Annotated in this window: 11 protein-coding genes; 5 read left to right on the forward strand and 6 right to left on the reverse strand. The window is 68.9% G+C overall.

Translation table 11 applies throughout. The features are described 5' to 3' along the window. Positions 1 to 3: 3 nt before the first annotated feature. The 3 genes from ACIF83_RS39745 to ACIF83_RS39755 form a co-directional block, all read right to left on the reverse strand. On the reverse strand, positions 4 to 645 hold the full coding sequence (locus ACIF83_RS39745; RefSeq protein ID WP_393468241.1) for a TetR/AcrR family transcriptional regulator: 642 nt from the start codon (positions 643 to 645) through the stop codon (positions 4 to 6). Then, a complete protein-coding gene (locus ACIF83_RS39750) occupies positions 642 to 2210 on the reverse strand; it encodes an MFS transporter (RefSeq protein ID WP_399734645.1) in 1569 nt (522 codons plus the stop codon). Before ACIF83_RS39750 ends, ACIF83_RS39745 begins: the two co-directional genes overlap by 4 nt. A 112-nt stretch (positions 2211 to 2322) precedes the next feature. After that, complete coding sequence (locus tag ACIF83_RS39755; protein ID WP_399734648.1) at positions 2323 to 3036, reverse strand: hemolysin III family protein; 714 nt, start codon at positions 3034 to 3036, stop codon at positions 2323 to 2325. A gap of 280 nt (positions 3037 to 3316) precedes the next feature. Here ACIF83_RS39755 and ACIF83_RS39760 point away from each other — a divergent pair, with 280 nt between their 5' ends. The 3 genes from ACIF83_RS39760 (at position 3317) to ACIF83_RS39770 (ending at position 7016) form a co-directional block, all read left to right on the forward strand. Further along, complete coding sequence (locus ACIF83_RS39760; protein ID WP_393468247.1) at positions 3317 to 5140, forward strand: phosphoenolpyruvate carboxykinase (GTP); 1824 nt, start codon at positions 3317 to 3319, stop codon at positions 5138 to 5140. Between the two features lie 218 nt (positions 5141 to 5358). Beyond that, entirely contained in the window at positions 5359 to 6312 is a 954-nt protein-coding gene (gene rfbA / locus ACIF83_RS39765) for a glucose-1-phosphate thymidylyltransferase RfbA (protein WP_399734651.1), read from the forward strand. A 98-nt stretch (positions 6313 to 6410) separates the two neighbouring features. Continuing rightward, positions 6411 to 7016 (forward strand): dTDP-4-dehydrorhamnose 3,5-epimerase family protein, encoded by a 606-nt coding sequence (locus ACIF83_RS39770; RefSeq protein WP_399734654.1) that lies wholly within the window; start codon positions 6411 to 6413, stop codon positions 7014 to 7016. Positions 7017 to 7243: 227 nt separating this feature from the next. Here ACIF83_RS39770 and ACIF83_RS39775 read toward each other — a convergent pair whose 3' ends face one another. Next, positions 7244 to 9361 carry a hypothetical protein gene (locus ACIF83_RS39775; protein WP_399734657.1) on the reverse strand — a complete coding sequence of 706 codons (2118 nt, stop codon included), beginning with the start codon at positions 9359 to 9361 and terminating at the stop codon, positions 7244 to 7246. Positions 9362 to 9544: 183 nt separating this feature from the next. On the opposite strand from ACIF83_RS39775, the gene rfbB reads away from it, so the two are divergent. Then, on the forward strand, positions 9545 to 10519 hold the full coding sequence (gene rfbB / locus ACIF83_RS39780; RefSeq protein WP_399734660.1) for a dTDP-glucose 4,6-dehydratase: 975 nt from the start codon (positions 9545 to 9547) through the stop codon (positions 10517 to 10519). After that, positions 10516 to 11433 carry a dTDP-4-dehydrorhamnose reductase gene (rfbD, locus tag ACIF83_RS39785; protein WP_399734663.1) on the forward strand — a complete coding sequence of 306 codons (918 nt, stop codon included), beginning with the start codon at positions 10516 to 10518 and terminating at the stop codon, positions 11431 to 11433. Before rfbB ends, rfbD begins: the two co-directional genes overlap by 4 nt. An 82-nt stretch (positions 11434 to 11515) precedes the next feature. Here rfbD and ACIF83_RS39790 read toward each other — a convergent pair whose 3' ends face one another. Together ACIF83_RS39790 and ACIF83_RS39795 are read right to left on the reverse strand one after the other, a co-directional pair. After that, entirely contained in the window at positions 11516 to 12790 is a 1275-nt protein-coding gene (locus ACIF83_RS39790; RefSeq protein ID WP_393468266.1) for a glycosyltransferase, read from the reverse strand. Further along, on the reverse strand, positions 12787 to 13290 hold the full coding sequence (locus tag ACIF83_RS39795; protein ID WP_393468269.1) for a tetratricopeptide repeat protein: 504 nt from the start codon (positions 13288 to 13290) through the stop codon (positions 12787 to 12789). The genes ACIF83_RS39790 and ACIF83_RS39795 overlap by 4 nt, the downstream gene beginning before the upstream one ends. Positions 13291 to 13403: the final 113 nt, after the last annotated feature.

The raw sequence follows: 13403 nt of genomic DNA on the forward strand, positions 1-13403 counted from the left end.
ACCTCAGTGCTTTTCCTCGGGCAGGCCGTGCTCCAGGACGTCCAGGGTGCGGTCGAGCAGGTCCGTGTAGTCGTCCTGGTGGCCGTGCTCGGCCCAGTACATCGTGGCCTCCATCAGAGCGCCGATCAGGGACATGGCGTAAACCCGCACCTCCAGGCTCTCCGGGTCGCGGCCGGTGCGCTCGCCGACGGCCTGGCAGATCATCCGGCCGGTGACCGACATGGTCTCCATCATCCGCGAGCGCACCGCGGGGACCTCGGCCGTCAGCCGGCTGCGCAGTCGGGACACCCTGGCGTCCTCCTCGACGCCGGCCTGGACGGCCCGGTGCGTCACGTACCGGATGGACTCCGTCCACGGCTCGTCCGCCGGTCGTGCCCTCAGCTCGTCCAGGAGCAGCGGGTCGTACTCGTCGGTGAGGACGATGTCCTCCTTGGTGGGGAAGTAGCGGAAGACGGTCGACGGCGACACCTCCGCCCGGTCGGCGATCTGGTCGATGGTCGTGGCGTCGTACCCCTGCTCCTCCACCAGGGCGTACGTCGCCGCGCGGATCGCCTCACGGGTCTTGATCTTCTTGCGTTCGCGCAGACCGAGGCGGGGTCGGTCGGCGGCGGAGGTGGGGGAGTGAGCGGCCGTCATGCCCGTCATTGTCCGGCATCTCCCGCGGGGGCGGCCACGGCCGGGACCTGTTCGCGTTCCGTGCGCTGCGCGACCGGGGTGTTCGGCAGGAACGCCGCCGCCAGAAGCGCGGAGACCAGGGCGGCAACGCCGCACACCAGCAGGACCACGCCCATGCCGTGGACGTACGCGCCGTTCGCGGAGGCGGCGAGGTGGGCGGCGCCCGTCCTCTCGGCGATCAAGTGCGCGGCGACCACCGAGTCCCCGGCCGTGCGGGCGGCCGGTGCGGGCAGGCCGGTCACGTCGAGCCGGTCGCGGAAGACATTGGCCAGCAGGCTGCCGAGCAGGGCGATGCCGATCGCGGAGCCGACCTGGCGCAGGGTCATCAGCAGTCCGGAGCCGCTGCCGGCCCGGTCGCGGGGCAGGGTCGCGAGGGCACCGGTCATGGACGGCACGAGCGCGCAGCCGAAGCCGAGTCCGGCGACGGTGAGCCACAGCGCGGTGAAGCCGTAGCCCGAGTCGGTCGTCGTACGGCTGCCGAGCAGGGCGGCGAAGGCCAGCACCACCAGGCCCGCGCTGACCGTGGCGCGCGACCCGAAGCGGCCGGCGAGCGGGGGAGCGAGCTTCGCCGCGACGGACAGGCCGAGGACCATCGGCAGCATCCGGACACCGGTGCCGAGGGTGTCGTTGCCGAGGACGGCCTGGAGGTAGGGCGGCAGCACGAACATCAGCCCGGACAGCACGAACATCACCAGGGTCGCGGCGACGGTGTTGAGCAGGAAGCCGCGCTGGGCGAGCAGGCTCATGTCCAGCATCGGGTGCCGGACCCGGCGCGAGCGCAGCACCAGCCCGGTGATCAGGACCGCGGCTCCCGCGAACACGGCGAGGATCAGCGGATCGCCCCAGCCGCGGTCGGGGGCCTCGATGATCGCGTAGATGAGGGCGCCCAGCCCGGCCGTGGTGAACACGGTGGAGAGCGAGTCGACCGAGGGGGAGGCGGGGTCACGGGTCTCGGGCAGCAGCAGGACGCAGGCGAGGATGCCGAGCGCGACCATCGGGATGTTGATCAGGAAGACCGAGCCCCACCAGAAGTGGTCGAGCAGCCAGCCACCGATGATCGGGCCCAGCGGCAGGCCCAGGGCCGAGCCGGTGGAGACGAGGCCGAGGGCCTTGCCCTGTTCGTCGGGCGTGAACAGGGACGGCAGCACGGACATCGCCAGCGGCGTGATCAGCGCGGCCCCGGCACCCATGACGGTGCGGGCGGCGATCACCCAGTTCACGTCCCCGGCCAGGGCACCCATGAGGGAGCCGGCCAGGAAGATCCCGAGTCCGGTGATCAGCATCCGCCGCCGTCCGAACCGGTCACCGAGCAGTCCGGCCGGGAGCATCAGCGCGGCGAACACGACGACGTACGCGTCCGCCATCCACTGCTGCTGGCCGGTGGTGGCGCCGAGCTGCTCCGCCATGGTCGGCAGCGCCACATTGAGGATCGTCATGTCGAAGCCGAGCGTGAGCATGCTCGCGACCAGGGCCCCGAGGGCCCACCAGCGGCGGGGATCGTGCCGCGTCTCGTCGGTCTGGGTGACAGCAACCATGAAATGAGAGTAACTCTCAAAAGATGTTCGCCGTCAATAGGGATGTGCTGTCAGGGCATGAAAAACGGCCACGACGGAAGCGCCGTGGCCGGAAAGGGGCTGCTCGAAAGGGTTACGAGTGCTGGTACGCCACCAGTGAGATGCCCACGTAGTGGACGACGAACGCGGCGAGGGTGAGGGAGTGGAAGACCTCGTGGAAGCCGAACCAGCGCGGTGAGGGGTTCGGGCGCTTGATGCCGTAGATCACGCCGCCCGCGCTGTAGAGGAGGCCGCCGACGATCACCAGCACCAGGACGGCGATGCCGCCGGTGCGCATGAAGTCGGGCAGGAAGAAGACGGCCGCCCAGCCCATCGCTATGTAGCAGGGGGTGTAGAGCCAGCGAGGGGCGCCGACCCAGAAGACCCGGAAGACGATGCCCGCGGCGGCCGCGGCCCAGACGCTCCACAGCAGCCACTGACCCTTGGCGCCCGGCAGGAGCAGCATGGTCAGCGGGGTGTAGGTGCCCGCGATGATCAGGAAGATGTTGGCGTGGTCGAGGCGGCGCAGGACGCCGTCCATCCGGGGGCTCCAGTCGCCCCGGTGGTACAGGGCGCTGACGCCGAAGAGCAGGCATGCCGTCAGGACGTAGATCCCGCAGGCGATGCGGCCTCTGGTGGAGTCGGCGAGGGCGGTGAGTACCAGCCCCGCGATGAGTACGGCCGGGAACATGCCGAGGTGCAGCCAGCCGCGGAGCCTGGGCTTGGCCGGATGCGGCAGGGAGAGCGCGGTGGGACCGCGGCCGGCGGCCGGCGAGTCCGTGGGCGCGTCGGGGACGGGCGCAGTCATGCGGGGCATGGTACCTACGGCGCCGTAAGTCGCGTGTCAGCGCGCCCTCGTGAGTGGCCGTAACGCAAAAAGTCCTTCTGTTGAACTCCACGTGCACGCAAAGAATCACGGAAACCGTGGGATTCCTCACGTTGCTCACCTGTGATGCCCTCTGGACAGATGGGCACTAGAATCGGATGATCAAATGAGTGCGGTCGGCACCGGATGAGCAGCTACGAAGCGTCCGGGTCGCAGCCCCCACGGGGCGACAAGACATAAAATCCCTCAATTAGGAGCAATCGTGGCGCGCGACATCGCGGCTCCCACCGTCATCCCCACCAACCACCAGGAACTGATCTCGTGGGTCAACGAGATCGTCGAACTGACCCAGCCGGACAACGTGGTCTGGTGTGACGGATCCGAGGCCGAGTACGAGCGACTGTGCGAGGAGCTCGTCGGCAAGGGGACCTTCAAGAAGCTCGACCCGATCAAGCGCCCGCACTCCTACTACGCCGCCTCCGACCCGACCGACGTCGCGCGCGTCGAGGACCGGACCTTCATCTGCTCGGAGAAGGAGGAGGACGCCGGCCCGACCAACCACTGGAAGGCCCCCGCCGAGATGCGGGAGATCTTCGCCGGCGAGAAGGGCCTGTTCCGCGGTTCGATGAAGGGCCGGACGATGTACGTCGTCCCGTTCTGCATGGGCCCGCTCGGCTCCCCGCTGTCCGCGATCGGCGTGGAGATCACCGACTCCGCCTACGTCGCCGTCTCCATGCGCACGATGACGCGCATGGGCCAGGCCGTCCTGGACGAGCTGGGCGACAGCGGCTTCTTCGTCAAGGCCGTCCACTCGCTCGGCGCCCCGCTGGAGCCCGGCGAGGCGGACGTCCCGTGGCCCTGCAACCAGACCAAGTACATCTCCCACTTCCCGGAGAGCCGCGAGATCTGGTCGTACGGCTCCGGCTACGGCGGCAACGCGCTGCTCGGCAAGAAGTGCTACGCCCTGCGCATCGCCTCCGTCATGGCCCGTGACGAGGGCTGGCTGGCCGAGCACATGCTGATCCTCAAGCTCACCCCGCCGCAGGGCGAGTCCAAGTACGTCGCCGCCGCCTTCCCGAGCGCCTGCGGCAAGACCAACCTCGCCATGCTGGAGCCCACGATCTCCGGCTGGACCGTGGAGACCATCGGCGACGACATCGCCTGGATGCGGTTCGGCGAGGACGGCCAGCTGTACGCGATCAACCCCGAGGCCGGTTTCTTCGGCGTCGCGCCCGGCACCGGTGAGCACACCAACGCCAACGCGATGAAGACGCTGTGGGGCAACGCGGTCTTCACCAACGTCGCGCTCACCGACGACGGCGACGTCTGGTGGGAGGGCATGACCGAGGAGTCCCCGGCACACCTGACCGACTGGAAGGGCAACGACTGGACGCCGGCGTCCGAGACCCCGGCCGCCCACCCGAACGCCCGCTTCACCGTCCCGGCCTCCCAGTGCCCGATCATCGCGCCGGAATGGGAGGACCCGAAGGGTGTGCCGATCTCGGCCATCCTCTTCGGCGGCCGCCGCGCCACCGCGGTGCCGCTGGTGACCGAGTCCTTCGACTGGAACCACGGCGTCTTCCTCGGCGCCAACGTGGCGAGCGAGAAGACCGCCGCCGCCGAGGGCAAGGTCGGCGAGCTGCGCCGCGACCCGTTCGCGATGCTCCCGTTCTGCGGCTACAACATGGGCGACTACATGGCCCACTGGGTCGACGTGGCCAAGGACAAGGACCAGTCCAAGCTGCCGAAGATCTACTACGTCAACTGGTTCCGGAAGAACGACGAGGGCAAGTTCGTCTGGCCGGGCTTCGGTGAGAACAGCCGCGTCCTGAAGTGGATCGTGGAGCGCCTGGACGGCAAGGCCGAGGGTGTCGAGACCCCGATCGGCGTCCTGCCGACCCGGGACGCGCTGGACACGAACGGCCTGGAGCTGGCCGAGTCCGACCTGGACTTCCTGCTCACGGTCGACAAGGAGATCTGGCGCGAGGAGGCGGCCCTCGTCCCCGACCACCTCAACACCTTCGGCGACCACACTCCGAAGGAGCTGTGGGACCAGTACCGCGCGCTGGTCGAGCGTCTGGGCTGAGACCCGCGGACAAGACTCCACGGCCGGTTGGGATGCCCTGACCAGCGATCGTCACGGCCGGCCGTGGTGACGGCACCACGAAGAGGCCCGGGGCCCGCACCGTACAACGGCGTACGGGGCGGGCCCCGTCGGCACATGGCCCGGCGCAGACGCAGGTCGGTACACGCCACACGTCGCGCGAAAGGTGTATCTGTGGGCAATTCGCCTATGGTGATCCCGTGCGCGGAATTCTGCTGGCCGGGGGTACCGGCTCAAGGCTGTGGCCGTTGACCCGTTCGGTGTCGAAGCAACTGCTGCCGGTTTTCGACAAGCCGATGATCTACTACCCGCTTTCCACACTGCTGATGGCCGGCGTCCGGGAGATTCTGATCATCACCACCCCGGAAGACCAGGACCAGTTCCGCCGGTTGCTCGGCGACGGCGCTCAACTGGGCCTGCGGCTGGAATACGTGGCGCAGGAACGCCCGGAGGGCATCGCTCACGCTCTCGTCCTGGGGGCCGACTTCATCGGCGACGAGCCGGTCGCGCTGATTCTGGGGGACAACATCTTCCACGGCACCGGCCTGGGAACACGGCTGGCCCGCTATGACGATCTGAAGGGCGGCAGGGTGTTCGCCTATCAGGTCGCCAACCCTTCGGCCTACGGTGTCGTGGAGTTCGACGAGCGAGGCCGGGTGCTGTCCATCGAGGAGAAACCGGTCCGGCCGAAGTCGCGGTACGCCGTACCCGGACTGTACTTCTACGACAACCGGGTCGTGGAGATCGCGCACGGCCTTCGGCCGAGCGCCAGGGGCGAGTTGGAGATCACCGACCTCAACCGCGTCTATCTGGAGGCCGGGGAACTGAACGTCACCCGGCTCGACCGGGGCACGGCCTGGCTGGACACCGGGACCTTCACCTCCATGGTTCAGGCGTCGGAATTCGTCCGGGTGATCGAGGAGCGCCAGGGCTTCAAGGTCGGTTGTATCGAGGAGGCTGCCTGGCGGGCCGGCCTGATCGACGACGACCGGCTCCGGGAGCTGGCCCGGCCGCTGCTCAAGAGCGGGTACGGCCATTACCTGCTGGGGCTTTTGGAGGATTCCCCGTGCCTGGTCGCGCCCCCGCGGAGCAGCGGGGACACCGGATCGCGCGGCGGGGAACTGCTGGGCACCGGTCCGGGAGCATTTGCGTGACGGCATCCTTCTCCTGACTAAAGTCGCGCGGCTGACGTCCCGAAGACACGGACGTCAAGTTCGGCAAGAACAGCAGCGTGATGGAAGGAAGTGGTCACGTGCGACCACTGGGAATTGAAGGGGCCTGGGTGGACACACCCACTGTCTTCGCGGACGACAGGGGCCGATTCCATGAGTGGTTCAAGGGCGAGAGATTCGTCGATTCTCTCGGCCAGGGGCTCCGCCTCGCGCAGGCCAACTGCTCCCGCTCCGTCCGCGGAACTCTCCGCGGTATCCACTACGCGTCGGTTCCGCCGGGACAGGCCAAGTATGTGACGTGCGTCAGCGGCGCCGTCCTCGACGTGGTGGTCGACATCCGCACCGGTTCGCCGACTTTCGGGAAATGGGAGGCGGTTCGGCTGGACGACACCACGCCCCGTTGCGTCTATCTGTCGGAAGGGCTGGGTCACGCCTTCATGGCCCTGGACGACAACTCCACGGTCGTCTACCTGTGTTCGGAAGGGTACGCGCCGCAGAGGGAGTTCGGGATCAATCCGCTAGACCCTTCGCTGGCCATCGCCTGGCCCGAGGATCTCGTACCGCGTCTCTCCGACAAGGACGCGGCGGCGCCCACGCTGGAGGAGGCCGAACGGCAGGGCCTGCTGCCTTCCTTCGAGGCCTGCAGTGCGTATCGCAGAAGTCTCGCGGTCGCCGAGTTCCATTGAGTTGGAATTCTTGGAGTGCCCTGCGTTATTTCTGCTCGTTGAGGCCACCCGGGTGATATTGGACTATGCCAAGGGCAGGTTTGTAATCATTCCGCCTTCAGGGGTGAACAATGGCTCTGTCAGTGGCCGCGTCCGGGGCAGCGCACTCAGGGTGTGCGCTTGTGGTGTGGCCACTTCCCCAAGTTTCGCGAGGAAGGTTCTCAGTGAGCCGTAAAACAATGCGGAGTTCACGCGTGAAATCCGCGACCATGGTTTCCGTGGGCGCGCTTGCCGTCGTGCTCAATATCGCTCCGAGCGCGGTGGCCGTCGCCGACGCGATCCACCGGTCCGGCGTGAACGGCAGTGTGGGGCTGCCCGGCCCGAACGGTGCCGTGAGTGCCGACCACGGCAAGGGCAAGGCCGACCCGTACGGCGGCGACGACGACGACCGCGGCCCTCAGGGCCCTCAGGGCCCGCGTGGCCACACCGGCCCCCAGGGCCCGCAGGGTGTCCCGGGTGTCCAGGGCCCGCAGGGCGACAAGGGCGACAAGGGCGACAAGGGTGACAAGGGCGACCCCGGGGGTGTCCAGGGAACGCCCGGTAACCAGGGTCCGCAGGGCTTCCAGGGTGTCCAGGGTGCGCAGGGTGACGTCGGTATCGGCGTGCAGGGTGCTCAGGGTGACCCGGGCGTGCAGGGTGCCCCGGGTGTCCAGGGCGCTCAGGGTGATGTCGGTGCCCAGGGTGTCCAGGGTGTCGGCGTGCAGGGTCCGCAGGGCTTCCAGGGCGACGTCGGTGTAGGCGTGCAGGGTGCTCAGGGTGACCCGGGTGTGCAGGGTGCTCCGGGTGTCCAGGGTGCTCAGGGCGATGTCGGTATCGGCGTGCAGGGTGCTCAGGGTGACCCGGGCGTGCAGGGTGCCCCGGGTGTCCAGGGTGCTCAGGGCGATGTCGGTATCGGCGTGCAGGGTGCTCAGGGTGACCCGGGTGTGCAGGGTGCTCCGGGTGTCCAGGGTGCTCAGGGTGATGTCGGTGCCCAGGGTGACGTCGGTGTCGGCGTGCAGGGTGCTCAGGGTGACCCGGGTGTCCAGGGCGCGCAGGGCGATGTCGGTCCCCAGGGTGTCCAGGGTGACGTCGGTGTCGGCGTGCAGGGTGCTCAGGGTGACCCGGGTGTGCAGGGTGCTCCGGGTGTCCAGGGTGCTCAGGGTGATGTCGGTGCCCAGGGTGTCCAGGGTGACGTCGGTGTCGGCGTGCAGGGTCCGCAGGGCTTCCAGGGTGACGTCGGTGTCGGCGTGCAGGGTCCTCAGGGTGACCCGGGCGTGCAGGGTGCCACGGGTTCGACCGGTCTGACCGGTGCCACGGGCCCGCAGGGTTCTCAGGGCGCCACCGGGACCACCGGCTCCACGGGCCCGCAGGGCCCGCAGGGCGACACCGGTGCCACGGGCTCCACGGGTGCCACCGGTCCTACAGGCCCACAGGGCGCCACGGGTTCGAACGGCCTGACCGGTGCCACGGGTCCGCAGGGTGCGCAGGGTGACGTCGGCGTCCAGGGCCCGCGGGGCTTCCAGGGCAACGTCGGTGTCGGCGTGCAGGGTCTGCAGGGCTTCCAGGGCCCGCAGGGTGACGTCGGTGTGCAGGGTGTCCAGGGTGACGTGGGCGCGCAGGGTGTCCCGGGTGTCCAGGGTCCCCAGGGCTTCCAGGGCGATGTCGGTGTGCAGGGTGTCCAGGGTGACGTGGGCGCGCAGGGTGTCCCGGGTGTCCAGGGCGCGCAGGGTGACGTCGGTGTGCAGGGTGTCCAGGGTGACGTGGGCGCGCAGGGTGTGCCCGGTGTCCAGGGCGCGCAGGGTGACGTCGGTGTGCAGGGTGTCCAGGGTGACGTGGGCGCGCAGGGTGTCCCGGGTGTCCAGGGTCCGCAGGGCTTCCAGGGCGATGTCGGTGTGCAGGGTGTCCAGGGTGACGTGGGCGCGCAGGGTGTCCCGGGTGTCCAGGGTCCGCAGGGCTTCCAGGGCGATGTCGGTGCCCAGGGTGTCCAGGGTGACGTGGGCGCCCAGGGCGCGCAGGGTGGCCTGGGTACCACCACCGTCGTGACCGGAACTCTGGGAGCGACGTCGACTGCCACCTGCACCACGGGCCAGGCCCTCGGCGGCGGATACCAGGCCGGTACTCTCACCCCCACCGGCACCGTGTACCAGAGCCAGCCGACCGGCGGCAGCCCTGCCACAGCGTGGACGGCTGCCACCACCGATCCCGCCGGCGTGCAGGCCTTCGTGATCTGCAGCCCCTGACCCGTAGCGTGAGCGGCGGTGCGGTACTGACTGCCCGCTCCGCTTCGGAAAGAGTGACGGTGCCCCGAGGCTTCGGCCTCGGGGCACCGCCCGCGTTCCGCCCGCGCTTCCGGCGTCGCGGCACACGCGGCGTCGAGTTCGACGACATCATCCTGAATCGGCCCAGCCTGCCGGGAACGTCCCGCGGCCTTGAGTAGCGTGAGGGGTGGGTGCCCGCAGCCGGGAATGTCACCGGTTCCGAACGCTGAGCGAAGAGAAAATCGGAGAACCATGCGTATCCTCGTGACCGGCGGCGCCGGATTCATCGGTTCGGAATATGTCCGCCAACGGATGGGAACCGACCCGACCGCACGTGTCACCGTTCTCGATAAACTTACCTATTCGGGAAACGAGTCCAATCTGGCGCCGGTGTCGGAAAACCCGGGATACTCGTTCGTCCGGGGCGACATCTGTGACCCGGACGTGGTCGACCAGGTGATGGCGGGTCAGGACGCGGTGGTCCATTTCGCGGCCGAGTCGCATGTGGACCGGTCTATCGACGGGGCCGGTCCGTTCGTTCGTACGAATGTGATGGGCACCCAGGTGCTTCTGGACGCGGCCCGCCGCCACCGCGTCGGCCGCTTCGTCCACGTCTCCACCGACGAGGTGTACGGCTCGATCGGCGAAGGCTCGTGGACCGAGGAGTGGCCGCTCGCGCCGAACTCCCCCTACTCCGCCTCGAAGGCCGGCTCCGACCTGCTGGCGCTCGCCCACCACCGCACCCACGGCCTGGACGTCGTGGTCACCCGGTGCACGAACAACTACGGGCCGTACCAGTTCCCCGAGAAGGTCATCCCGCTCTTCATCACCAACCTGCTCGACGGACAGGAAGTTCCCCTGTACGGCGACGGCCGCAACATGCGCGACTGGCTGCACGTCTCCGACCACTGCCGGGGCATCGACCTGGTCCTGGACGGCGGCAGGGCAGGCGAGGTCTACCACATCGGCGGCGGGACCGAGTTGAGCAACCACAAGCTCACCGGCCTGCTGCTGGACGCGGTCGGCGCGGGCTGGGACCGGGTCGCGTACGTGGCCGACCGCAAGGGCCACGACCTGCGCTACTCGCTGGACGACAGCAAGATCCGCGAACAGCTCGGGTACACACCGCAGGTGGACTTCGCCGAGGGTCTGGCTGCGACGGTCTCCTGGTACCGCGCACACCGCTCCTGGTGGGCGCCGCTCAAGGAGAGGGCCGGGCTCCGGTGAGCACCGAATGGCTGGTCACCGGCGCGCGCGGGCTCCTCGGGCAGGACGTGCTGGCCGTGCTCGCGGCCCATCCGGGCGCCGTGGTCACGGGACTGGGCCGTGACCAGTTGGACATCACCGACCCGGTCGCCGTCCGTGCGGCCGTCACCGGCCACCGTGTGGTCGTCAACTGCGCGGCCTGGACGGACGTCGACGGCGCCGAGCGGTCCGAGGCGGCAGCCACGGCCGTGAACGGCACGGGCGTCCGCCACCTGGCACAGGCCTGCGCGGACAGCGGCGCGCTCCTGCTGCACGTCTCCACCGACTACGTGTTCCCGGGCGACAGCCGACGGCCCTACCCCGAGGACGCGCCTATGGCACCCGTCAACGCGTACGGGCGCGGCAAAGCCGCGGGGGAGCGGGCTGTCGCCGAACTGCTGCCGCACACCGGTTACATCGTGCGCACCGCCTGGCTCTACGGCGCGCACGGCCCCAATTTCGTGGCCCGCATGCTCGAACTGGCGAGCCGGCGCGAAACCCTGGACGTGGTGGCCGACCAGCACGGCCAGCCGACCTGGTCCCGCGCACTCGCCCAGCAGCTGGCAGCCCTCGGCCGTGCGGCCCTGGCCGGGCAGGCGCCGGCAGGTACCTACCACGGCACGGCGGCCGGTCGTGCCACCTGGTACGGCCTGGCGCGGGAGACCTTCCGCCTCGCCGGTCTCGACCCGGAGCGGATCCGTCCGGTCGGCTCGGAGAAGTTCCCGCGCCCGGCCGCCCGGCCGGCTTTCGGTGTCCTCGGCCACGGCAACTGGGCTCGATGCGGCCTCGCCCCCCTCCCGCGCTGGGACGACCAACTGACTGCGGCCCTCGCGACGCCCCCCTTCACCGCTCTGGTCGCGGCGGCACGCACGAACAGCGCACGTCCGTCGTCCTGAGCGGCGGGAGCAAGGCCCCGAACACCGGAGCGCCCTGCGGGACCTGACGGTCCGCAGGGCGCTCCTCTTCCGCGTGCGAGCCCTAGACCAGCAGCGGTCCTCCGCACCGCTCGGAGCCCTCCTTCATCGCGATGAGGTTGGCGACGACGTAGGAGATGTTGTTCCGGGAGTGCCACTCGGTCGGGAAGTAGGTGACCAGCCGTGACGACTGGAACCTGGCCTCGATCTCGGGCACGAAGGCACGGTACTGGTTGTCCGTGTAGTACCAGAACGAGTTCTCGTTGTAGAAGGCGACGTGGGTCGGGTCCTGGTACGCGCCGCGGCCGTCGGAGCTGGGCGTCATGGTGAGGAGCATGCCGCCCGGTGCCAGCAGCCGGTACAGCTCGTTGATCAGCGGCACCTTCGCCGGCACGTGCTCCAGGAAGTCCACCGCCCGCATCAGACCGACCGAGTTGTCGGGCAGGTCGAGCCTTCCGGGCAGGGTCGCGACGATGTCGACGCCCTCACCGGGGTACTGGTCCACGCCCAGATAGCCGGGCGGCTTCCGGTGGGCCGCGCCGAGATCCAGCGCGAGGAGTTCGCGCCGGTGCGTCCAGGCGAGGGCGTTGGCCTCGATGTACTTGTCGTACAGGGCGACCGTCTCGCGCTGGATGTGCGCGTTGATCTGCGGATCGCGCTGGGTGTTCGCGGGGTGCATCCGCTGCAGGTACAGACAGCGGGGGATGTGGTGGAAGTCGCCGAGGTGAAACAGACGGCACATCAGGTCCTGGTCGTCCAGCACCGTGCGCGTGGCGTCGTATCCGCCGGCCTTCACGTAGCTCTCCTTGCGGAACGCCCGCACGTGGTTCGGCGCGTACCAGATGTAGGAGACGTTGTGCGGCGTCGGTTCCATGGAGATGGCCTGGAGCAGCTTGCGGCCGTCGACGCGCACGTCCTCGTATTTCCAGCCGTGCGCCTCGTTGAAGCGGCTGTCGTCCCGCTTGCCGTCCTCGGTGATCTGGGCGGTGTTGCTGTAGACGAAGACGGCTTCTGGATGTGCGTCGAACGCCTTGGCCAGTTCCGCCAGGCATGCCTTCGCCAGGAGGTCGTCGTGGTCGAGTTCGACGAGGACCTCGCCGCGTGCCAGTTCGCAGGCCCTGCGCTTCGCCGCCCCGACACCGCGGATGCTGTCCGCGATCTCCACCCGGACCCGGTCGTCGTGTCGCTCCGGCCGCCACCGGGCGCCGTTGTTGAGCAGGACGATCCACTCCCAGTCCTGACAGGTCTGTGCCTGCAGGGACTTGAGGCACTCGTCGAGGAAACGGGGCTGGTGGCTGGGGGTGAAGACGGAGAACCTGGGGGTTGCGGTCGACGTCATCCGGTGGCACCTGCCTGACTTGAGTTCGGTGTGGGGCTTACGTCGTCCCGGAACTGTTCCGGGACCTGGGAAAGCAGCGAGGGATCGGCTGCGACGGCACGGCGGAACTCGTTCTCGGCCTCGTCGGCACGGTGCTTCTGCGCCAGAATCCAGCCGAGTTGGAGATGGGCCGTGGAGGCCCTGGGCGTTGCGGCGATGGCACGCTTCAGGAGTTCGACGGCGCGGTCGGTGTCGCTCGACTTCAGCAGGATCGCCTCGTTGTAGAGGGCCGAGGCGTACTTCGGATCGATCTTCAGAGCTTTGTCGTAGGACTCACGGGCATCGGCTGTTCTGCCGTCCCGTTGCGCGATGACCCCCAGGTTGTACCAGGCCAGTTTGTTACGAGGGTCGAGCTGCAGCACCCGCTGATAGGTTCTGGCCGCCCCTTGGGGATCCTGGTACTTCTCCTGCAGCAATGCGCTCTGGAAAAGCGTACTGGCCTCCTGGACCTTTCGGTTCACCGAAAGGTCCTCGGATTCCGGGGTCGTTGCCGGGTGTGACTGAACTGCCCAGGCGGTCACCCCGGTCGCAACCGCGGCCGCACCGGTGAGCCCCGCCCACAATCGCCTGCGTC

The sequence above is a fragment of the Streptomyces sp. NPDC085866 genome, assembly GCF_044541035.1.
Lineage (GTDB): Bacteria > Actinomycetota > Actinomycetes > Streptomycetales > Streptomycetaceae > Streptomyces.